Annotated in this window: 20 protein-coding genes; 9 read left to right on the top strand and 11 right to left on the bottom strand. The window is 58.3% G+C overall.

Annotated elements, in window-relative coordinates:
* The first annotated feature begins 10 nt into the window (after window positions 1-10).
* Window positions 11-244, top strand: a complete 234-nt coding sequence (locus KMP13_RS12025; RefSeq protein WP_215266105.1) for a sulfurtransferase TusA family protein — start codon at window positions 11-13, stop codon at window positions 242-244.
* A gap of 54 nt (window positions 245-298) precedes the next feature.
* Here KMP13_RS12025 and KMP13_RS12020 read toward each other — a convergent pair whose 3' ends face one another.
* From KMP13_RS12020 to purC, 6 genes are all read right to left on the bottom strand, one after another.
* Complete coding sequence (locus tag KMP13_RS12020; RefSeq protein WP_215266104.1) at window positions 299-3,346, bottom strand: Rne/Rng family ribonuclease; 3,048 nt, start codon at window positions 3,344-3,346, stop codon at window positions 299-301.
* A 597-nt stretch (window positions 3,347-3,943) separates the two neighbouring features.
* Window positions 3,944-5,281 carry a sigma-54-dependent transcriptional regulator gene (locus KMP13_RS12015; RefSeq protein WP_215266103.1) on the bottom strand — a complete coding sequence of 446 codons (1,338 nt, stop codon included), beginning with the start codon at window positions 5,279-5,281 and terminating at the stop codon, window positions 3,944-3,946.
* 27 nt (window positions 5,282-5,308) lie between these two features.
* Window positions 5,309-7,033, bottom strand: a complete 1,725-nt coding sequence (locus KMP13_RS12010; RefSeq protein ID WP_251363823.1) for a sensor histidine kinase — start codon at window positions 7,031-7,033, stop codon at window positions 5,309-5,311.
* Window positions 7,034-7,132: 99 nt separating this feature from the next.
* The gene (purQ, locus tag KMP13_RS12005; protein ID WP_215266101.1) at window positions 7,133-7,801 is read right to left on the bottom strand and encodes a phosphoribosylformylglycinamidine synthase subunit PurQ; all 669 of its coding nucleotides are present in this window, start codon (window positions 7,799-7,801) and stop codon (window positions 7,133-7,135) included.
* Window positions 7,801-8,031, bottom strand: a complete 231-nt coding sequence (gene purS, locus KMP13_RS12000) for a phosphoribosylformylglycinamidine synthase subunit PurS (RefSeq protein WP_215266100.1) — start codon at window positions 8,029-8,031, stop codon at window positions 7,801-7,803. The genes purQ and purS overlap by 1 nt, the downstream gene beginning before the upstream one ends.
* A gap of 112 nt (window positions 8,032-8,143) precedes the next feature.
* Window positions 8,144-8,905, bottom strand: a complete 762-nt coding sequence (purC, locus tag KMP13_RS11995; RefSeq protein WP_215266099.1) for a phosphoribosylaminoimidazolesuccinocarboxamide synthase — start codon at window positions 8,903-8,905, stop codon at window positions 8,144-8,146.
* 290 nt (window positions 8,906-9,195) lie between these two features.
* Here purC and KMP13_RS11990 point away from each other — a divergent pair, with 290 nt between their 5' ends.
* The 4 genes from KMP13_RS11990 to bmt all read left to right on the top strand — a co-directional run bounded on the left by KMP13_RS11990 (window position 9,196) and on the right by bmt (window position 13,266).
* A complete protein-coding gene (locus tag KMP13_RS11990; RefSeq protein ID WP_215266098.1) occupies window positions 9,196-9,525 on the top strand; it encodes a DUF1476 domain-containing protein in 330 nt (109 codons plus the stop codon).
* Window positions 9,526-9,740: 215 nt separating this feature from the next.
* Window positions 9,741-10,052 carry a DUF1476 domain-containing protein gene (locus KMP13_RS11985; RefSeq protein WP_215266097.1) on the top strand — a complete coding sequence of 104 codons (312 nt, stop codon included), beginning with the start codon at window positions 9,741-9,743 and terminating at the stop codon, window positions 10,050-10,052.
* 327 nt (window positions 10,053-10,379) lie between these two features.
* The gene (locus tag KMP13_RS11980) at window positions 10,380-12,170 is read left to right on the top strand and encodes a phosphatidylglycerol lysyltransferase domain-containing protein (protein ID WP_251363822.1); all 1,791 of its coding nucleotides are present in this window, start codon (window positions 10,380-10,382) and stop codon (window positions 12,168-12,170) included.
* Between the two features lie 70 nt (window positions 12,171-12,240).
* On the top strand, window positions 12,241-13,266 hold the full coding sequence (gene bmt / locus KMP13_RS11975) for a betaine--homocysteine S-methyltransferase (protein ID WP_215266095.1): 1,026 nt from the start codon (window positions 12,241-12,243) through the stop codon (window positions 13,264-13,266).
* A 131-nt stretch (window positions 13,267-13,397) separates the two neighbouring features.
* On the opposite strand, the gene rimK is transcribed toward bmt, so the two are convergent.
* Window positions 13,398-14,771, bottom strand: coding sequence for a 30S ribosomal protein S6--L-glutamate ligase (gene rimK, locus KMP13_RS11970; RefSeq protein WP_215266094.1), 1,374 nt, complete (start codon window positions 14,769-14,771; stop codon window positions 13,398-13,400).
* Window positions 14,772-15,007: 236 nt separating this feature from the next.
* The gene (locus tag KMP13_RS11965) at window positions 15,008-16,087 is read right to left on the bottom strand and encodes a PA0069 family radical SAM protein (protein ID WP_251363821.1); all 1,080 of its coding nucleotides are present in this window, start codon (window positions 16,085-16,087) and stop codon (window positions 15,008-15,010) included.
* 222 nt (window positions 16,088-16,309) lie between these two features.
* Here KMP13_RS11965 and KMP13_RS11960 point away from each other — a divergent pair, with 222 nt between their 5' ends.
* Both KMP13_RS11960 and KMP13_RS11955 read left to right on the top strand, forming a co-directional pair.
* A complete protein-coding gene (locus tag KMP13_RS11960; protein ID WP_215266092.1) occupies window positions 16,310-17,011 on the top strand; it encodes a corrinoid protein in 702 nt (233 codons plus the stop codon).
* Between the two features lies 1 nt (window position 17,012).
* Window positions 17,013-17,732 (top strand): DUF1638 domain-containing protein, encoded by a 720-nt coding sequence (locus KMP13_RS11955; RefSeq protein WP_215266091.1) that lies wholly within the window; start codon window positions 17,013-17,015, stop codon window positions 17,730-17,732.
* A 22-nt stretch (window positions 17,733-17,754) separates the two neighbouring features.
* Here KMP13_RS11955 and KMP13_RS11950 read toward each other — a convergent pair whose 3' ends face one another.
* Complete coding sequence (locus KMP13_RS11950; protein WP_215266090.1) at window positions 17,755-18,207, bottom strand: GFA family protein; 453 nt, start codon at window positions 18,205-18,207, stop codon at window positions 17,755-17,757.
* A 114-nt stretch (window positions 18,208-18,321) separates the two neighbouring features.
* A complete protein-coding gene (locus tag KMP13_RS11945) occupies window positions 18,322-18,732 on the bottom strand; it encodes a SufE family protein (RefSeq protein WP_215266089.1) in 411 nt (136 codons plus the stop codon).
* Between the two features lie 152 nt (window positions 18,733-18,884).
* On the opposite strand from KMP13_RS11945, the gene KMP13_RS11940 reads away from it, so the two are divergent.
* Together KMP13_RS11940 and KMP13_RS11935 are read left to right on the top strand one after the other, a co-directional pair.
* Window positions 18,885-19,397, top strand: a complete 513-nt coding sequence (locus tag KMP13_RS11940; protein ID WP_215266088.1) for a hypothetical protein — start codon at window positions 18,885-18,887, stop codon at window positions 19,395-19,397.
* 107 nt (window positions 19,398-19,504) lie between these two features.
* Window positions 19,505-19,825, top strand: a complete 321-nt coding sequence (locus KMP13_RS11935; RefSeq protein ID WP_215266087.1) for a DnaJ family domain-containing protein — start codon at window positions 19,505-19,507, stop codon at window positions 19,823-19,825.
* A gap of 39 nt (window positions 19,826-19,864) precedes the next feature.
* Here KMP13_RS11935 and rnd read toward each other — a convergent pair whose 3' ends face one another.
* Window positions 19,865-21,022: a ribonuclease D gene (rnd, locus tag KMP13_RS11930; RefSeq protein WP_215266086.1), complete on the bottom strand. Its 1,158-nt coding sequence runs from the start codon at window positions 21,020-21,022 to the stop codon at window positions 19,865-19,867.
* Window positions 21,023-21,285: the final 263 nt, after the last annotated feature.

The following is a 21,285-nucleotide window of genomic DNA, read 5'->3' as shown; positions in this document are numbered from 1 at the left end:
ACTGCAGGTTATGACGGATGAAAACAACATTTTGGACGCCATCGGGCTGTTGTGCCCCCTGCCCGTGCTCAAGGCGCGCAAACGGCTGAAATCACTGGCACCCGGCACGGTTCTGACACTGCTGGCGGATGATCCGGCGGCCATTGTCGATGTGCCCCATTTCTGCGCCGAGGCCGGACACGAATTCCTTGGTGTCGATGAGGGCGCGGATCATCAGGTCTATCGCCTGCGCAAATCCAGCTAAATTCTGGTCTCTAAAACGAAAAAAGGCGAGCCACGCTGGCTCGCCTTTCTCTTATTAGTTGGACCACCATCCACGCCGCTTGGGCTTGGGGGGGCCATCTGGCTTGGCCGGTTCGCCGACAGCCTCTAACACGGGTGCTTCTTCAACCTCAGCCGGAGCAACCTCCGCCACTGCTTCAACAGGCTCGGCTTCTGCAACTGGCTCCGCCTCTGAGGGCTCAGGCTCTGCTTCGGCTTCGACCGTTTCAGCGACAGCCTCGTCCGCGTCATCAGCAACCGCGACCTCTTCGGCCAGCGTCTCTTCAGTCGGCGCGTCTTGTACCGCCTCGACCTCAGCAGGTGTTTCAACCTCAGCAACGGGCGCGTCTACGGCTTCCGCATCAGCAGGTGTTTCAACTGGGACGGTTTCGGATGCACCAGAAGCGTCTTGGCTGTCCGTCTCTACCTGGGCCTCGCCAGCATCCTCTGCCGTCTCGCCTTCAGATGCCGCGCTGTCGCCGGTTTCACCCTCAGCGGCCTCGGCCGTGGTGGTGTCCTTCTTGCGACGACGGGACCGGCTGCGACTGCGGCTGCGGGACTTCTTCTCTTCCTTCGGCGCATCCTCGGATGCCTCGCCCTCAGAGGTTTCTTCGCCCTCAGACGCGCTGTCATCCTGGCTTTCGCCGTTCTGATCGTCCGCACCGTTTGCCTCGCCCTCGCCCTGTTCAGAGCTGGAGGATTTCCGACGACGACGACGACGGCGGCGACGCTTGGGCTTTGTCTCTTCGCCATCTTCCGACGTCTCAGAACTTACCGTTTCAGCTTCAGCTTCAGCTTCAGCTTCAGCTTCGACGACGTCTTCTTCGTCATCAGCGTCCACTTCTTCCATGATCTTGGTATCGACCGAAACGACAGGCGCTTCCACCGGCGGCACGAACCGCGTCGCCGTCTTGAACTTCTCGATCGAGAAATCCGGGCTGACCAGATGCGGGTCCCCTTCGATGCGCACGGACAGGCCATAGCGCGCTTCGATCTGGGCGATATGCTCGCGTTTGTTGTTCATCAGGAAGTTGGCAACATCCACCGGACATTTCACCAGAACCTCGCGGGAGCGCCCACGGGTGCCTTCTTCCTCGATCTGGCGCAGGATCGACAGGGACAAGCTGTCGTCCGAGCGGATCAGGCCGGTGCCATGACAATGCGTACAAGGCTGCGTCGTTGCCTCGATCATGCCGGGGCGCAGACGCTGACGGGACATTTCCATCAGACCAAAGCCAGAGATCCGACCGACCTGAATACGGGCGCGATCGGTCTTCAGTTTGTCTTTCATCCGCTTTTCAACGGCAGTGTTGTTCTTGCGCTCGTCCATGTCGATGAAATCGATGACGATCAGACCGGCCAAGTCACGCAGACGCAGCTGGCGCGCCACCTCTTCGGCGGCCTCCAGGTTAGTCTTGAGCGCGGTTTCCTCGATCGAGGATTCCTTGGTCGCACGGCCCGAGTTCACGTCAATCGCCACCAGCGCTTCGGTCACGCCGATCACGATATAGCCGCCGGATTTCAACTGCACGGTCGGATTGAACATGCCGCCCAGGTAGCTCTCTACCTGGAAGCGCGCGAACAACGGCAGGGTTTCCTGGTAGTTCTGCACGTTTTTGGCGTGGGACGGCATGATCATTTTCATGAAGTCCTTGGCAATGCGGTAGCCGCGTTCGCCTTCAACCAGAACCTCGTCGATCTCACGATTATAAAGGTCGCGGATCGAGCGTTTGATCAGATCGCCTTCTTCATAGATCTTCGCGGGAGCAATTGATTTCAGCGTCAGCTCGCGGATCTGTTCCCACAGGCGTTGCAGATATTCGTAATCGCGCTTCACCTCGGCCTTGGTGCGTTTGGCACCAGCCGTGCGAATGATCAGACCCGCGCCGGATGGCACGTCCATTTCGGTGGCGATTTCTTTCAGCTTCTTGCGGTCGACGGCATTGGTGATCTTGCGTGAGATACCACCACCACGCGCAGTGTTTGGCATCAGAACGCAATAACGACCGGCCAGCGACAGATATGTGGTCAGAGCGGCACCCTTGTTGCCGCGCTCTTCTTTAACAACTTGGACCAGCAGAACCTGACGGACCTTGATCACTTCCTGGATCTTGTAACGACGCGGACGCGGTTTGCGCGCCGGGCGAATGTCTTCGCTGTCGTCTTCATCGGCCACGGATTCAATACTGTCATCCTTGGACGCGGCATCGTCTTTTGTGGTCTCTACGTCGTCAGGCTCGTCGCTTTTTGCGGTTTCCGCCTGCGTTTCAACCTCGTCAGAGGCTACAGTTGCGTCTTCACCTTCAGTCGCGGCCGCTTCTGGCGCGTCTGCAGGTGTTTCAGCGGCTGCGTCTTCAGCAACGGGTGCTTCGCTGTCGGCTGCTGGCGCATCCGATGTGCTGTCTGCGTCTTCAGAAGAGACCGCTTCAGCCTCAACAGGAGTCTCAGCAGTTACATCGTCCGCTGGGGCATCAGCCTCAACCGCAGGTGCGGCGTCTACAGCCTCGCTTGCCTCTTCAACCGGTGCATCCGCAACTGCGTCTGCTTCTGTGTCATTCTCTGGCAGATCCGCGACCTGGTCGTCCGAGGTTTCCACCTCATCCGTCAGATCAATGGTCTCCATACCCGAAATCTCGGCCGTCGCGGGCGCTGTCTCTTTCAGCTCCTCGGTGACGTCTTTGGTTTCGACCACATCAGCAGAGGTGGTTTTCTGGGCCTTGGATTTGCTGCTGCGTTTGCGGCGCGACTTAGAGGGTTTATTGTCCTCTTCCTCGTCCTTTTGACGCTGCGCTTCAGCATAGGCGCGCTCTTCTTCCATGAGCGCTTCGCGGTCAGCAACCGGGATCTGGTAATAATCCGGGTGGATTTCCGAGAACGCCAGGAAGCCGTGACGGTTTCCGCCATAATCAACAAAGGCCGCCTGAAGCGACGGTTCAACCCGTGTTACTTTTGCCAGATAAATATTGCCAGCGAGCTGGCGTTTGTTTTCAGATTCAAAGTCGAATTCCTCAACCTTGTTTCCGTCGACCACCACGACGCGGGTTTCTTCCGCGTGGGTGGCATCGATAAGCATCTTCTTTGCCATGTTTCCTTGATGCGCCGCCCGCGCGCAACGCGGCCCCGTATATGATCACGTGTATCATCAATGGGGTGCAAATGTCTGGGGGGGCGTCTGGTCTGGGCGATAATCTGCGGCGCAGAATAGAGCGCAGTCTGGGCCGTTTCGGTCCCCAGCGTCTCTGCCTCTATGCTCTTCGCTCGCGCGCGCGTCATCGCGTTTCTTCTCCGACAGGTGCACAACATGTGGCCCTGCCATTAATTGCCTGTACCAACGTCGCTGGATCAGGTTGCTAAATCGCTTCGCAACCGCGAAGCTTATCACTCTGCTTGGTCTTTCTCGGCTGTGGCCGGACAAAAGCCCGAAGCAGCGAATTTCATCTCTGAGGGAGCCCAAGTGAGGCTCATCCTCGTTTTACCAACATACGACCTGTGGATAGGTAATGACAATGGGCATTCTTCACAGGTCTCAGTGAAACCCACGATTTGCACGAAACTTTAAAGAATTCGCTAATCAAATTTGCCTAAAGGCGCAGATTCCTTGGCATTTTACGTCATTTTCACCAAAAAAAGACGACACCCCCACAGGCATGAGGATGTCGCGCGGGCGTCGTTTGCCCAAAAATCAACCCAGATAGTCGGACCGTTGCAGACCGTATTTCGCCATCTTCTCATTCAGGGTCCGGCGCGGCAGGCGCAGCTCTTCCATCACACTGGCGATCGAGCCCTTGTGGCGGCGCATGGTGTTGTCGATCAACATCCGCTCAAAGGCTTCCACATATTCTTTCAGCGGTTTGCCTTCGGTGGTCATCACCGGCTGCATCTCTTCGTGGTCCGACATCAACAAGGACGCGATGGTGCCTGATCCCCGCCGCGCCTGCAGGACAGCGCGTTCGGCGATATTGATCAGCTGACGCACATTACCGGGCCACGGGGCCTGCAGCAGCTGCGCCGCTTCCTGGGCGGTGACCTGCGGTGTCTCACAGCCGTATTCCTCGGCGAACTGTTCGCTGAGCCGGGTGAACAGCGTCAGAATATCCTCACCCCGTTGACGCAGCGGCGGCACGGTGATGCGCAGCGCGGCCAGACGGTAGAACAGATCAGGGCGCAGAATATCTTCGCAAGTCTTGCCCGCTTCTTGCAGGTTTGAGATCCCGACAATCCGCGTCTCGCCGGGGATGCCCTGTTCGTTGATTACGTTGAGCAGTTTGGCCTGCAATGCCTCGCTCAGCGCGTCGATGTCTTCCAACACCAAGGTGCCGCCACGTGCCTCTTCGATCGCGGGCAACATACTGTCTTCGGGCAACATCGGGCCAAACAAGCGTTTCGCCAGCGCGTCTTCTTCAAACGCAGCGCAGGAGATCAGCACAAATTTCTTACCGGCCCGACTGCCCACCGCATGCAGCGCGTGGGCCACCAGGGTTTTGCCGGTACCCGTCTCGCCGTCGATCAGGACGTGACCATCGGCCTGACCCAGATCCAGGATGTCTTCGCGCAGACGATCCATCACCGGGCTAGAGCCGATCAGTTTCTTCATGATCTGCCCACCATCGGACAGCTCACGACGCAGGACGCGGTTATCGAGCGTCAGACGCCGCGCATTGCTGGCCTTTTTCGCCAGCTCCGACATCCGATCCGGATTGAAGGGCTTTTCCAGGAAATCAAACGCCCCGACCCGCATGGCTTCTACCGCCATCGGCACATCGCCATGGCCAGTGATCATGATAACCGGCAGCGCGCTGTCATTGCCCATCAGCTTTTTCAGGAATTGCATCCCATCCATGCCCGGCATTTTGATGTCGGAAATCACAATGCCCGGATAATCCGGCCCCAGCTCCTTGAGCGCGTCTTCGGCGCTGGCAAAGGTCTCGGTGTCATAGCCCGACAAAGCCAGCCATTGGCTGATCGACTGGCGCATGTCCTTTTCATCATCGACGATCGCTATTTTCATGGCCTGTGCCATAACGCGCCCTTTCCTTTTTCTGTGCCGCTATTCCGCGGCCTCAATCCCGTCGAGCAGGATCGGCAATTGCATCTCGAACACGGCGCCGCCGTTTTCCCCATTGCGCGCCGTAAGCCTACCCCCAAGGTCGTTGACGATCCCGGAAGAGATAGCAAGCCCCAGTCCAACGCCCTCACCCGCCTGTTTGGTGGTGTAGAAGGGTTCAAACAGGTTGTCGTAGTCGGTGATCCCGGTGCCATTGTCGCGCACCGACAGGGTTGCGGTTTCACCAGCGGCCAGGATGATTTCCACCTCCGGGTCTTCAACCGATTTGGTGGCATCAATGGCATTGCGCAACAAGTTCACCATCACCTGTTCGATGCGCATCTGATCCCCCATCACAAACACCGCGTCTTCGGGCAGGATCCGGCCGATTTTCACATGCCTCTCGCGCAGTTGCGGCTCCATCATCGACAGGGAGGAAGCCAGCGCATCCCCCAAGTTTACAGGGCTAAACGTATCCCCGCCCTTGCGCGCGTAGGATTTTAGCTGACGGGTAATCGCACCCATCCGTTCGATCAGATCATCGATCCGCCCAAACGACGCCAGCGCCTCGTCGGGGCGGTTTCTATTCAGCAGCAAACGCGCGCCCGCCAGATAGGTTTTCATCGCCGCCAAAGGCTGGTTCAACTCATGGCTGACAGCCGCCGACATCTCCCCCAATGCGGCCAGTTTTGAGCTTTGCGCAAGGCTTTGCTCGGCAACTTCAAGGCTTTGTTGCATGCGTTCACGCTCGGCAATTTCCCGCTGTAGACGGCTGTTCAATACGCGAAGCTCTGCCGACTCCCGCTGGAACAGGGCCATCCGCAACGCGGTCTTGCGGCTAAGCGCATAGAACGCCAATGCCAAAAGTAGCGCGAATCCCATGATTTCAAGCGCCAGAACCGCATTCACCTTCTCCCGAATGGAGGCATAGGTGGTGAAACTGGTCATCCGCCAGCCGCGAAACGGGATCCGGCTTTCCAGACGCATCACCGCCTCACCTTGCAAATAGGCATCGGGGGGCAGCGCCGTCCAATCCGTGGTCGCGCGGATCGCGCGCTGGATGGCGCCTTCCGGGGTCTGTTGTTGCAGCGCATCCGTCTCGGACAGGCCCCGCCAGCGCGATTCCGTGGCCAGCACAATGGTGCCGGTGCTGTCGCTGACCATCACCGCATCCGAAATACCCGCCCAGGCGCGTTCGAACTTTTGCAGATCAACCTCAACCACAATTGCGCCCAATACGCCCGAGGCGTCCACGATCCGGCGCGAATAGGTAAAGCGGTATCCGGCCACTTCGCGGGGGATCACCGAAAACACGGTGGCGTTGGAGCGCACCGCGTCGATGAAGTAGGGCGCGTTGCGATGAAGCTCACCCAGCCGGTTGCGATCGGTCGCCGCCACCGTGCGCCCGTCCTTGGCCAGCATAAAAATGGAAGCCGCGCCGATTTCCTCAACAAAGGAGATCAAACGCTGGGTCGACAAAGAGAAATCGCTGGATTGCAGCGCCGAAATCAGCAGCTGATCGCGCGCCAATAGCTGTGGCACAATCGCGTGACGGCGCAATTCGCTGACCAGGTTACCGGAGTAAAGCGCAAGCCGCAGCTCGGCCCGGTTGCGGGTGGTTTCCGTGAACCGGTTGGTTAGACTGCGGTTGGTCTGCCAGATGGTTGCTGCCCCGGCCAAAACAAACAGGAACAGCACAAGGCGCACGCGCCAAGAGATGGTACGCATCCGTGCGCGCGACCGCTTTGGGCTGGCGCGCTTGGGCGCTGTGCTTTTGGACGTGACAGACATATTCGGATTCTAGATCCGCCGCCGTCTCAGCACAAGTCAGGCCTCAGCCAACATTCCCGCAAGTGCGCGGAACATCGCCGTGCCATCGGTGCCACCGTGGCCTTCGTCCGCAGCCCGTTCCGGGTGTGGCATCATGCCCAGCACGCGACGGTTGTCCGACAGAATGCCCGCAATGTCATCACGCGACCCGTTTGGGTTGTCACCATAGGTAAAGGCAACACGGTCCTGATCATGCAGCGCCGCAATGGTTGCGTCATCGGCAAAGTAATTGCCATCGTGGTGCGCAATCGGAATGCCGATCACATCGCCTGCGTTATACCCTTGGGTAAAGACACTGTCCGAGGTCGCAACCTTCAGATCCACGGTTTTGCAGATATACTTCAGACCCGCATTGCGCAGCAGCGCGCCGGGCAGGATGCCGGTCTCGGCCAGAACCTGAAAGCCATTGCAGACCCCCAGCGCATAGCCACCGCGATTGGTGTGTTCCGCCAGCGCCTGGCAGATCGGCGACTGCGCAGCAATCGCGCCGCAGCGCAGGTAGTCCCCATATGAGAACCCGCCAGGAACACCAACGATATCAACACCTTCGGGCAGCACGCTGTCCTTGTGCCACACCATGGACACGTCAAAACCGGCCTGTTCAAACGCCACCGCCAGATCACGGTCACAGTTGGAGCCGGGGAATACGAGAACCGCCGCCTTCATCACAGCGTCTCGATGCTGTAAGATTCAATCACGGTATTGGCGAGCAGCTTTTCGCACATCTCGGTCACATCTGCCTCGGTTGCGCCCTCGGCCAGATCCAGGTCAATCACCTTGCCCTGACGCACACCTTCAACCTTGTCAAAACCCATAGCCCCCAGCGCGTGACGAACTGCCTCGCCCTGCGGATCCAGAACCCCGTTTTTCAGCATCACATGCACACGTGCTTTCATCGCGTTTTCCTTTGGCTTCTCAGCGCGCCCGATCAGCTGTCGATCCGGCGATTGGTCTCATTCGAAAAATGTAAGAACCCGCCGCCTCATCCGGGCGGCAGGGTCTTGGGTATTAGTTCACCAGCGTCGGCTTGCCGGGAGTGGGCGGATTGTTGGGCATTACACCCAGACGGCGCGCCACTTCACTGTAGGCATCTGTCAGGCTGCCCAGGTCGCGACGGAACACGTCTTTGTCCAGCTTCTCACCGGTCTTGATGTCCCACAGGCGGCAGCTGTCCGGGCTGATTTCATCAGCAACAACCAGTCGCTGGAAATCCCCTTCGTAGACGCGGCCAATCTCGATTTTGAAATCCACCAGACGAATGCCCACGGCCAGGAAGACACCCGACAAGAAATCATTTACCCGCAACGCCAGGCTCAGGATATCGTCCATGTCCTGTTGGCTGGCCCAGCCAAAGGCTGCTATATGCTCTTCGCTGACCAGCGGATCGCCCAAAGCGTCGTCTTTGTAGCAATATTCCACAATCGGGCGCGGCAGTTGCGTGCCCTCGTCGATGCCCAGACGTTTGGAAAGCGTACCGGCCGCATAATTGCGCACGATGATTTCCAGCGGAACAATCTCACAGCTGCGCACCAGCTGCTCACGCATGTTCAAACGCTTCAGGAAATGGGTCGGCACGCCGATCTGGCCAAGGCCCAGCATGAAGAATTCGCTCAGGATGTTGTTCAGAACACCTTTGCCTTCGATAATGTCATGCTTTTCGGCATTAAAGGCTGTGGCATCATCCTTGAAGTACTGGACGATCGTACCCGGCTCGGGGCCTTCGTACAAAGTCTTTGCTTTACCTTCATAGATTTTCTTGCGACGCGCCATGGACAGCCTTTCGGAGGTTAAACTACGGGAATCTCCTCCCGGTGTGTGGCCCTCATAGTGCAAGCCCCCGCCTATCGCAAGATTTGCAGGCCAATCTGCGTCGTTCAGTGGGCTCTGCGGCCTCTTACTGCGCGTCCAAGCCCCTAGAAACCCGCAAATTTTAAAATACATTACCAGAATGGGGCGGTTCATAAAGAGCCTCGCCCCGCTTTTTGAGGGCCGCGCTGCATTTGCGAGCAGCGAAAAACCCCTCAGTTTTCAGATGTATTTTACCCTTTGGGAGGAGCTGAATGACCACGTTTGACGAACGCGAAGCCGCCTTTGAAAACAAGTTCACACATGACGAAAACCTGAAGTTTGCCGCCACCGCACGGGCCTGCAGACGGGTGGCGCTTTGGGTGGCGCGCAGCCTTGGCATGGGTCGAGAAGACGCTGAAAAATATGCGAAAAATGTCGCACTCGCCGACTTGCAAGAACCCGGTCACGCGGACTTCTTAAGTCGCCTCCGACAAGATTTGCGCGGCCGCATTCCGGACGCCGAATTACAACGAAAAATGACCGAGGAAGTACACACCGCGATGGAGGAAATTTTAGCGGATCCTGATTTCAATCCGGCGTAACCGCGCAACTCTCCCTAATTTGTAAACCGCGCGTTAACCCCAATTTCCAACGCCAATGTCTTCATCAATCTTCCTGTTCTATTAATCTTCGTAGACATTCGGTTGATCTGACAGAAGTCCGACCCTGGCGTGATGCATTGTGACAAAGTCCAAGCATCACATGACCGCAGGGATCGCCCCGATTGTCGCCAATGGGATAAATCATAGGTGACCAAATGACATTATTCGTAGACCGCAAGAAAGCCTTTGAGGCCAAATTCGTGCATGACGCAAATTTGGATTTCAAAACCGAAGCCCGCCGCAACAAGATGTTGGGCAATTGGGTTGCTGACCAGCTCACTTTGGACGGCGACACAAGCGATGAGCTGATCGCATCCTACGCCATCGCCGGCGTCTTGCCCCGCGATGTGCACTGCATCGTTGCCAAGGCAACCGCAGATCTGAACGGCAAGGCCAGCGCCGACGTGATCGAAGCCAAGCTCAGCGAATTTACCGCAGTCGCGCGCCAACAGATCCAGTCAGCCTAAAGCCAGTCCGCTCTGCTCAGCCAGCTTTCAAGCGACAAAACACCAAATCCCGTCATCCCAATCCGGTGGCGGGATTTGTGTATTATTTGAGTCTTTCTTGGTCCGAATAGCACAGCCGGGTTAACGGATCCGCAATCGTAAGCCCGCTAATTTATAGGCGGAGTTTGTGGGCGATGAGGGGTCAATATGTCCAGTTCAAAGACGGTGACGCAAAATTTAGCGTCGCGGGCGATGCGGCTATTGTTACCCGTGGCATCTGCCTTTCTCTGTTTATGGCTGCTGTCCAACAGCGTGCGCCTACCCAGCATGGGGGAGCTGACGTCACAGATGTCGCAAATCCCCACAATCAATTGGGTCGGCGCAGGCCTTGCAACACTGGTTAGTTTCTGGTCGCTGGGACGTTATGACGGCGTCGCCCATCGCCACCTGCACACGGGCCTGGATGGAACGCGTGCACGGCTGGCCGGCATGTTCTCCATCGCCTTTTCCCAGACCGCCGGTTTTGGCATTTTCACCGGCACCTTTGCCCGCTGGCGCCTGCTTCCAGGCCTGTCACCCATGCACGCCGCGCAGATGACGGCAGTGACCGGGCTGACGTTCATGGGGGCCTTGGCCGCGATCTGTGGTCTGGCGCTGGTCGCCTGGTCGCCGTTTCCCTATGCCATCCCCGCCGGTCTGGCTCTGTTGGCGGGCTGCGCCCTGGCCTGCGGGGCGACGTTTTTCTTTCCCACGCTGAAGCTCGGCAAGCACAAGTTTCGCTGGCCCTCCCTGACGGCAATGGCCGCGCTTGGCCTTTGGGCCATTGTCGATGTAACGGCCGCCGGCACCGCGCTGTGGCTCCTGCTGCCGCCCGACAGCGGCATCACATTGACCACATTGCTGCCCGCCTATTTTCTAGCGTTGGGGCTTGCGATTATCTCTTCATCGCCCGGCGGCACTGGTCCGCTGGAACTGGCCATGGTCTCACTTCTGGCGAGCTTTGACTCCACTTCCATTCTGGCAGGTCTGTTTGCCTTCCGTCTGGTCTACTACCTTGCACCCGCTGTTGTGTCGGCCGTGGTGCTGTTCTGGCCCACCCTTCTGGGACCCAAGACACGCCAATACCAACCGCTGGACGTGATCGGTTCCCGCAAGGACAGCCCCCATACCATCGCCTATGCCCGCCCCCGGTCGGAGACCGCCGTGATCCGCCAAAACGGCGGTCATCTGCGCAGCTTTGGCTTCAATCAGCTTGCCATGCTCGACACGCCGCAGACCTCGATCGCGTTTTTTGACCCGGTGATCGGCCACGCGCATGAGACGTTTGCCCCGCTGCAGCAATACGCCCGGTCGCGCAACGCTTTGGTCTGTTTTTACAAATGCTCGCCCCGTGTGGCGGTCTCCGCGCGCAAGGCAGGTTGGCGTACATTGCGGATCGCCCAGGATGCGCTGGTCAATCCGATGACGTTCACCGAAAGCGGTTCTTCCAAACGGCAACTGCGGCGCAAACTGCGCAATGCGGAGAAATCCGGTATCGAAGTCCGTGACGCCGCCAACGCGCTGCCGATGACGCAGTTGGCCCGTGTCGACCGGATCTGGCACGAAGCGCACGGCGTCGCCCATGGCACCACGATGGGCCGTTTTGAGCCCGGCTATGTGGAGGGGCAACAGGTCTTCCTCGCCTGGCAGAACAGCACCATTATCGGCTTTGCCACCTTTCACGTTGCCGAAAAAGAATGGTGCCTTGATCTGATCCGCATGGGTCCGGATGCACCGGATGGTACCGGCCATGCGCTGGTGCGCGCCGCCATTGCTGCCGCTGCCGAGGAAAACGTGCCCTGCCTGTCCCTCGCCGCAGCGCCCGATCATCGCTTTGCCGATCGGGTGGAGCGCGGTTTGCGCCGGTTCAAAGCCTGTTTTGACCCGACATGGCAGGCCCAATATATCGCCGCGCCGAACTGGGGACAGCTCACCCTTTGCCTGGCTGAACTGGTCCGGCTGGTACACCGCCCGCTACCGGTACACCCCGCCCTGCCCTGGGCTCCATCCGACCTGCGTAAGACACCGCAAGGTAACTGGGAAACGGGCATTCATAATGAAGATGAGCAAAATGCATTTGTTTTTGTGCGACGTGCATGAGACAGGGTGCAACGCCCTGCGGTCCAGAAACAGGACCCGCTTTCACAACGCGCTGATGGGAACGAGTTAAATGAGCGACACATTCGCAAAAGCCCTGCAATCCAAGGACGTTCTGCTGGCCGATGGCGCCACCGGGACCAACCTGTTCAACATGGGTCTCCAATCCGGCGATGCGCCAGAATTGTGGAACACGGATGAACCAGCCAAAATCAAAGCCCTGTACAAGGGCTCGGTAGACGCGGGCAGCGATTTGTTTTTGACCAATACATTCGGCGGCACCGCGTCCCGTTTGAAACTGCATGATGCGCAAAATCGCGTCCGCGAGTTGAACCGTGTTGGTGCCGAATTGGGTCGCGACATTGCCGACAGTTCTGAGCGTGAGATCCTGGTCGCGGGCTCTGTTGGACCAACTGGCGAAATCATGGAACCCGTCGGCGAGCTGAGCCACGCCCTAGCGGTTGAGATGTTCCACGAACAGGCGGATGCGCTCAAAGAAGGCGGTGCAGATGTTCTTTGGGTTGAGACGATCTCTGCCCCCGAAGAATTCCGCGCTGCCGCCGAAGCCTTTGCTCTGGTCGACATGCCCTGGTGTGGCACCATGAGCTTTGACACCGCCGGGCGCACCATGATGGGCGTGACTTCCGCTGACATGGCAAAACTGGTGGAAGAGTTTGACACCCCGCCCCTCGCTTATGGCGCCAACTGCGGCACCGGCGCGTCGGATATTCTGCGCACTGTTCTCGGCTTTGGCGCACAGGGCAGCGAACGCCCCATTATCTCCAAAGGCAACGCAGGCATTCCAAAATATGTCGACGGCCATATCCACTATGATGGCACGCCCGAATTGATGGCTGAATATGCCGTCCTCGCGCGCAATTCAGGTGCCAAAATCATCGGTGGTTGCTGTGGCACCATGCCTGCGCACCTGGAAAAGATGCGCGAAGCGCTCGACACCCGACCACGCGGAGATCGCCCAACGTTGGAACAGATCGTCGAAGTCCTCGGTCCGTTCTCGTCTGCCAATGATGGCACCGAAGAGGGCGCCAGCACCGCCAGCGAACGCCGCTCACGCCGCGGCAGCCGCCGCCGCGCCTAAACGCATCAAAACACAAATAAGCATTGCAAGAATGGCCCCGATGGGCCCTTTTCTTCTGCAGCGTCAGTTTGTGTTTACAGAGTTAGTACGTGCCCGCGCTCCAAAGTGGTTTTCACCCCTCCTATGCAGCGTTATCGCTTCTTCGCAAGGGGGCGGACCTTTGTTTCGATGAACTCGATCAACACCCCAGCGATGTCTTTTTGAGTTGCTCTCTCGATGCCTTCAAAACCCGGGGAGGAATTCACTTCAAGCACTTGAGGCCCGGATTTGCTTTCCAAGATATCGACACCAGCCACCGAAAGCCCAAGCACGCGTGTTGCACGTTTGGCAACCTCCCGCACCTCTTTTGAGATCCGAACGCGGCGCGCGCTGCCCCCACGGTGTAAATTGGAGCGGAACTCACCGTCAGCGGCCTGCCGTTTGATCGCGCCAACAACTTTATTGCCAACCACAAGGCACCGAATATCAGCTCCTGCCGCCTCAGATACAAATTCTTGGATCAAGAAGTTGGCATCCAACCCTCTGAACGCATCGACAAGGCTCTCTGCAGCTTTTTTGGTTTCGGCCAGGACAACACCGCGCCCTTGGGTTGACGACAACAACTTTACAACCGCAGGCGCACCTCCCACCAATTCGACAAGCTGTTTGGTATCCTTAGGAGAATGCGCAAAGGCGGTCACCGGAGTTCCGATTTTCGCCGCCGCCATCATTTGGTGCGCCAGCAGTTTGTCGCGGGACGCGCCGATCGCCTCAGCGGAATTTACGCAATACGCTCCTGTGCTGGCGAACTGACGCAAAACGGCCATGCCATAGGCGGTTGTAGACGCGCCGATCCGCGGGATGACAACATCAAAATGCGGCAGCGGAGATCCGTCGTAATGAACCTCTGGAGCCAAACCGCCCATCTTTAGATAACAACGGGTTGTATCAATTGCCTGTATATGGTGCCCCCTTGCCCGTGCCGCTTCGACGATCCGCTTGCTGGAATAGTTATTGGGTTCACGCGTCAACAGGGCAATCCGCAACGGGCGCTGAACCGGCTCCGCAACCAGGCGCTCCCCATACAGATCAAACGACAGTTTCGGCTGACAAAAGGAGCTGTTGGGATCAACGACCATTTCGTCAGTAATCGCCGTACGCCCCAGCAGCATCCGATAGGCCATATTCTCCCGATTGGTCAGCGTGACCTCAACCGGCCAGTTCCGGTCTGCGATCTTGATGCTAGTCTCGATCACATAGCGCAACTCGGTTTCGCCGTTGGAACTGGTTACACTGCGCCGGTCAACAATCGGTGCAACACAGGTAATTTCCAGGTCAAGCCGATCCGGATCTGGCTGGATCAAGAACCGCACCATCGGTTTTTCGACCGAACCAAAAGGTTCGATTACTGCAGCATGCAACGACGATGTTTTTGCACCGGTATCAACCTTTGCCTTGATCGCGTCCAGGCCGAGATCTGGGAAAGAGACCCATTCCTCCCAGCCGAGGGAAAAAATGCCATTCATGACGTTTGTCCAAACTGAATATGAAGACAGACCACCTGAGAATCGCAGTGCTTAATATGCGGGTGCTCTACGGGACGCTTTAAGGGATGCCGAATAATAGACAAGACAAAAGACCATGTCGGCGAGATTTACCGCCTCCTATGTGGTTCAGCCCCAGTGCCACCCAGACGTTTTACCAGCGCCGATTGCCCCCGCTTGAGGTCCAGGACCCTGGCATTGGTCCTCGTTTGACACCCTCAAAACAACGCCAACTGATCCCCAGCCTGCGGGGGACGCGCGAACAGATCGCGACGCAGGGGCGTGGTTTTTTCGACCAGTCCCAACCGTTTGCAGGCTGTTTTGAACCGCATCGCCATCATCTCGGCGTAATGCCCCTCCCCGCGCATCCGATGCCCCCAGCGTGGATCATAATCACGACCTCCGTGCATTTCCCGCAGGCGGGCCATCACCTTGGCGGCGCGGTCGGGGTAATGCGTTGCCAGCCATTGTTGCCACAGGGGCGAGACTTCGCGCGGCAAACGCAACATGATCCAACTGGCCGCGTCCGCACCCGCCGCCTGCCCCGCTGCCAACAGCGCCTCAACCTCATGATCTGACAGACCCGGCACCAGGGGCGAGGCCATCACTCGCACCGGCACCCCCGCATCGCTGAGCCGTTTGATCGTCGCCAGACGCCGCGCAGGCGTGGGCACCCGCGGCTCCATCCGCCGCGCCAGATCGGGATCCAGCGTGGTCAGCGAAATCCCCACCCGTACCAGCCCTTGTTCGGCCATCGGCGCCAGGATATCCAAATCCCGTTCGATCAACGCCCCTTTGGTGACAATGGCGATTGGATGGTTAAAGTCGCGCAGCACTTCCAGGCATTTGCGGGTGATCTGCCAGTCCGTCTCGCAAGGCTGATAGGGATCCGTATTGGTCCCCATCGCCAATGTCGCCACTTTATAGCGCGCTTTTCCCAGCTCCATCCGCAGCACCTCAGCCGCATTGGGGCGCGCAATCAGCCGGGTCTCAAAATCCAGCCCCGGCGAATAGCCCAGATAGGCATGGCTAGGACGGGCAAAACAATAGATGCAGCCATGTTCACAGCCCCGATAGGGATTCAGCGACCGGTCAAACGGCAGGTCCGGCGACTTGTTATAGGTGATCGCCGTGCGCACGGTTTCCTGGCGCACCTGCGTCTCAACCGTGTCGGCGCGCGGCTCCGTTGCCCATCCGTCATCCACCGCCGCACGATCCAGATCAAACCGCCCCGGCGCATTGCTCAGTGCGGCGCGACCGCGGTGCTGGTGTTCATGTAATATGCGTTCGCTGTCCATCCTTCGAACTTGCCACACCCGTGAGAACAAATAAAGAACAAACCCGAAATGTTGAAGATTTCCATGCAGATTTCTCATTTTCTATTTCTTGGATTTCCACGTATAGGTCGGTTCGGATCACGGCAGCGTCGTAATTTAGACAGTCGAACTGCGGCAATTTGACGAAAACGGGATCAAAGACATGCCATCGCGGGAATCTCCCGCCCAGCAAGGAAGACGCCTATGTCGGAAGAAGAAGACGACATCATCCTCTCGGAACTGGATGACGAGGAACTGGTCCAACAAATGTTTGACGACCTGTACGACGGTCTCAAGGAAGAGATCGAAGAAAGCGTCAATATCCTGCTGGAACGCGGCTGGGCCCCTTACAAGATCCTGACCGAAGCGCTGGTGGGCGGTATGACCATCGTGGGCGCTGACTTCCGCGACGGTATCCTCTTTGTACCCGAAGTTCTGCTGGCGGCTGGCGCCATGAAGGGCGGCATGGGCATCCTGAAACCGCTTCTGGCCGAAACCGGTGCACCACGCATGGGGTCGATGGTGATCGGCACCGTCAAAGGTGACATCCACGACATTGGCAAAAACCTGGTTGGCATGATGATGGAGGGTGCCGGTTTTGAGGTGGTGGACCTTGGCATCAACAACCCGGTTGAAAACTACATCGACGCCCTGGAAGAGCACAAAGCAGACATCCTTGGCATGTCCGCGCTGCTCACAACCACCATGCCTTATATGAAGGTGGTGATCGACACGCTGGTCGAACAAGGCAAGCGTGATGACTACATCGTGCTGGTCGGTGGTGCGCCGCTGAACGAAGAGTTCGGCAAAGCCATCGGCGCCGACGCCTATTGCCGTGACGCGGCCGTTGCGGTGGAAACCGCCAAGGAATACGTCGCGCGCAAGCACAATCAGATGAGCGCCTGATTTGGCGCGAAAAGGCAGAGCCGTCCGCTTGACAGAGCGGGCCGCTTGGCGCCCTCCCACCGGGCGCACACTCGAAGAACGCTCCCTCGCGGAACACGGGCTTGCCGCACCGGACCGCAAAGAGGGGCGTGTTCTTCTGATTGCCTGCGGGGCCTTGGCCCGCGAAATTTTGGCAATCAAACAGGCCAACGGCATGGATCATCTGGATCTCACCTGCCTGCCCGCAAAACTGCATCTCTACCCGGATCAGATCACCGACGCGGTTGAAGCGGCGGTGCTGAAACACCGCGCCACCTATGACCAGATCTTCATCGGCTATGCCGATTGTGGCACCGGCGGGCAGCTGGCGGCCAAATGCGCCGAGCTTGGCGTCGAGATGGTGCAAGGCCCGCATTGCTATTCATTTTTTGAGGGCAATGAGACCTTTGCCAAACATAGCGACGCAGGCGAAATCACCGCCTTTTATCTGACGGATTTTCTGGTCAAACAGTTTGATGCCTTTATCTGGCGTCCCATGGGGCTCGATAAAAACCCCGAACTGCGTGAGATGATTTTTGGCAATTACGCCACGCTGATCTACCAGTCCCAGATCGATGACCCGGCGCTGGTGACCAAGGCCAAAGACTGCGCCACGCGGATGGGGCTGACCTTTGAGCACCGCCATACCGGATATGGCGATCTGGAAACCCAGATGCGCGCATGGTCCGCGCCGCAAGGCTGACCACCCTACCCCATCGCACACATCACCGGTCGCGATAGGCCTCTAACAGATCCTGCACTTGCGCGGCGCTTTCGGGATAGCGGGCAAAACTATGCTGCACCGGCAGGCTGACCCAGGGCTGCTTTTCCTCGGTCATCAATTCGACAAAGGGCGCAAAAAGAGCCGCCTCCTTCAACACGGAGCTGCGCAGGTTGATCCGCCCGCTGCCAGTGCCGATCTGCGAATAGACAAAGTTCAAGCACGACGCACAGAAGTAATGCACCCGCCCGTCTGACTTGCGTCCTCCCACAATCAAATCACCGCTGCAGGTAAAACTGTCCTGCGGGACCATCACTGTCAGCGAAAAGGCACTGGCGCTGAGCTTTTGACAATCGCGACAGTGACAGGCCAGGGTCAACAAGGGCTCGGCCGTTACGCGAACCTGGGCCGCACCACACAGGCAGGCTCCGGAAAATGGCGGCTTGGGGTGTTGCATCAGGGCTCACAGGGTTGCATCTCTGCTAACCCTAGCCAGCCGCCGATCACAGGGCAATATGCCCGGCCGATCCTGCGCAACACGTGCCATATGCAGATCGCCAAGCCCGCATGCTTAGGCGTTGGCCGCAGCAATCTCGCGCACGCGTTCGATCATCGCCCGCAACCCGTTGGAGCGTTGCGCCGACAGGTGATCGTTCAGCCCAAGGCGGCCCAGTTCCGCGCGCGCATCCACGGCCAGAACATCCGCCAGCGGCAGACCGTTATAGAGCTTGCGCAGAACGGCAATCAGGCCGCGCACGATCATCGCATCGCTTTCCCCGTCAAACTGCAACACGCCACCTTCGATCGTGGCATGCAGCCAAACCTGGCTCGCGCAGCCGTCGACCTTGGTGGCGGGCACTTTCAACGCGTCATCCAGCGGCTCCATCGCCTTGCCCAGATCGATCACATGGCGATAGCGGTCCTCCCAGTCGTCCAGGAATTCAAAATCTTCCACGATCTCTTCAAAGGCGGCGCTTGCCATGGGGGCTTCCTCGTCTGGGTCAAAGTGATGCGTAGGTGTGGTGCATCCGGGCCAGATCAGGACCTAAGCGGCCTGCCCGCTGTTTTCAACCGCTTTTCAACCGCGCTTCAATCGGGTAACCAATTGCCGAGGCACTTAAACGGGCGGGCGTCATGCAGAAATCCATCGCAGTTCTTTTGACCGGAGCAATGCTCCTTTCCAGTTGTGGCGCGATCCGCGACAGCAAGGTCAATCCGCGCAACTGGTTTGGCCGCTCTGACGAGGTCCGCCTCGAGGTCGAGGCCGAGACCGTCAACCCGCTGATCCCAATCGACGAGAAGGTGGATCTGGTCCGCAAGGCCGAGGCCGAGGAAACCCGCGTTCTGCTGGACACCGTGACCGAGCTGCGGGTGGAGCGCACCTCAACCGGGGCCATCATCTATGCCACTGGCCTGCCATCGCGTCAGGGTGCTTTTGACGTGGCTCTGCGCCCCAATGAAGAAGCCGAAGACGGGGTGCTGGAACTGGAATTCGTGGTGAACTATCCGGAATTCGCAACCCAACGCGGCAGTGAGTTCAGCCGCACCGTACGCGCCGCCCACAGCCTGTCCAATGGCGATCTGCGCGACGTACGTTTGATCCGGGTTCTGGCTACGGAAAACGCCCGCGAAACCCGCCGCCGCTGAACGCCACCGCCCATGTGACACCGTCTGACGCTGACCCCGCGCAATTGACTTTGTGCGGTTCAGATCTGTAGCGTGACATCGTCCCGCAACACAGGGGAGGCTCGCCCATGAGATGGCGCGATCTTGCAGAACATCAGATCCAGAAAGCCAAGGCCGACGGCCAATTGGACGATCTGTCGGGACAGGGCAAACCGCTTGCGATGCAGGGCTGCGACGATATTGTCAGCGCTGGCATGGGCATCATGGCGCAGGCCGGAGTGCTGCCGCGCGAGATTGAGTTGAAAAAGGCGGTCGCGGCGCAGCGCCAAGTTTCGGCGGGTACAACCGACCCTGATCAGCGCAAAGCAGAGATGGGCAGGCTCGCCGATCTCGAACTGCGTCTGAACATCGAACAGGAAGCCCGACGCAAGTTTTACCGCACCTCCTGATCAGTCTTTATAGGCTTAAAAACCCCCGCGCAGTCGGGCTTACAGCTCGACCACATCCACGTTTTGACCACGGGCCACCAGCGCGATTTCCCCGGCACAAAGGCGCAACGCGTCCAGGCCAAAGACCTCGTTGCGCCAACCGCTCAGGGCCGGCACATCGCGAAGGCCGGCGGCAATCGCATCCAGATCCGCACTAGGCGCGATCAGTTTTGCGGCAACACCGGCGTTTTCCGTCTTGGCCTTCAACAGCACCCGCAGCAGATCAGCCAACGCAGGGTTTACCTGCATCTTGTCCTTGCTGCGATCGGGTTTTGGCATCTGATCCGCCGGGCAGTTCACCCCGCGTTGCACAGCTGCCAGGATCCCTTCGGCAATCGCGCCTTTGCGCGCTTCGCGCAGCAGCAGGCGCGAATTGCTTAGATCACCGTTGTTCTTCGGCTTGGTCGACGCCAGTTCCACCATCACGTCGTCCTTAAAGACCCGGTTGCGCGGCACATTGTTGGTCTGGGCGTAGTCTTCGCGAAACGCTGCCAGCTCGCGCACCACCGCCAGGAAGCGCGCGGAATTGGTGCGGGTTTTCACCCGTTTCCAGGCGTCTTGCGGGCGGATGTCATAGGTCTGCGAATTGGTCAGCACCCGCAGCTCTTCTTCCAGCCAATGCGCTCGGCCGTTTTTCTCCAACTCGGTGCTCAGGAATTCATAGATCACCCGCAGATGGGTCACGTCGCCAATCGCATAGGTCTTTTGTGCGTCGCTCAGCGGACGGCGCGCCCAATCGGTAAAGCGCGAACTTTTGTCGAGGTTTTCCTTGGCGATCTTGCGCACCAGCGTCTCATATCCGACCTGCTCGCCAAAGCCGCAGACCATCGCCGCCACCTGGGTGTCAAACAGCGGTTTGGGAAAGACCTTGGCATCCACCCAGAAAATCTCAAGATCCTGCCGCGCCGCATGGAAGACCTTGACCACCGTTTCATCGCGGAACAAATCATAGAGCGGCTCTAGTGACAGCCCCTCGACCAACGGGTCCACAAGAACCGCGTCGTTCTCCCCGTCGCCATCAAAGGCCAGTTGGATCAGGCAGAGTTTCGAGTAATAGGTACGCTCGCGCAAAAACTCTGTATCCACGGTCACATAGGAATGGCTGGCAGCCTCTTTGCAGAATTGTTCCAATTCTTCGGTGGTGCAGAGAGTTTTCATAAATCGCGGCTTTTCTTGTTACTCTTTGAATGTATCTGCCCGTGATACGCGCTTGTCTCACGCAATGCAAACAGGTGACTTCCACAGGCACGATTTGCGGGACCTTTACGCCCGGAAACAAAGCGTTGCCAGTTGCGAAACTCTCAAAATATAGACGTCCGGCGCGGGGTCTGCCCGATGCAGTCGATGAAATCACCCTTGACATGATACCGTTCGGTTTCATATATAAATAATACCAAACGGTATCACAAGGAGACACAGGT

Source organism: Epibacterium ulvae (genome assembly GCF_018678075.1).
GTDB classification, from domain to species: Bacteria; Pseudomonadota; Alphaproteobacteria; order Rhodobacterales; family Rhodobacteraceae; genus Epibacterium; species Epibacterium ulvae_A.
Note: the sequence above shows the minus strand (reverse complement) of the source record. Positions and strands in the feature narration are given on the sequence as shown.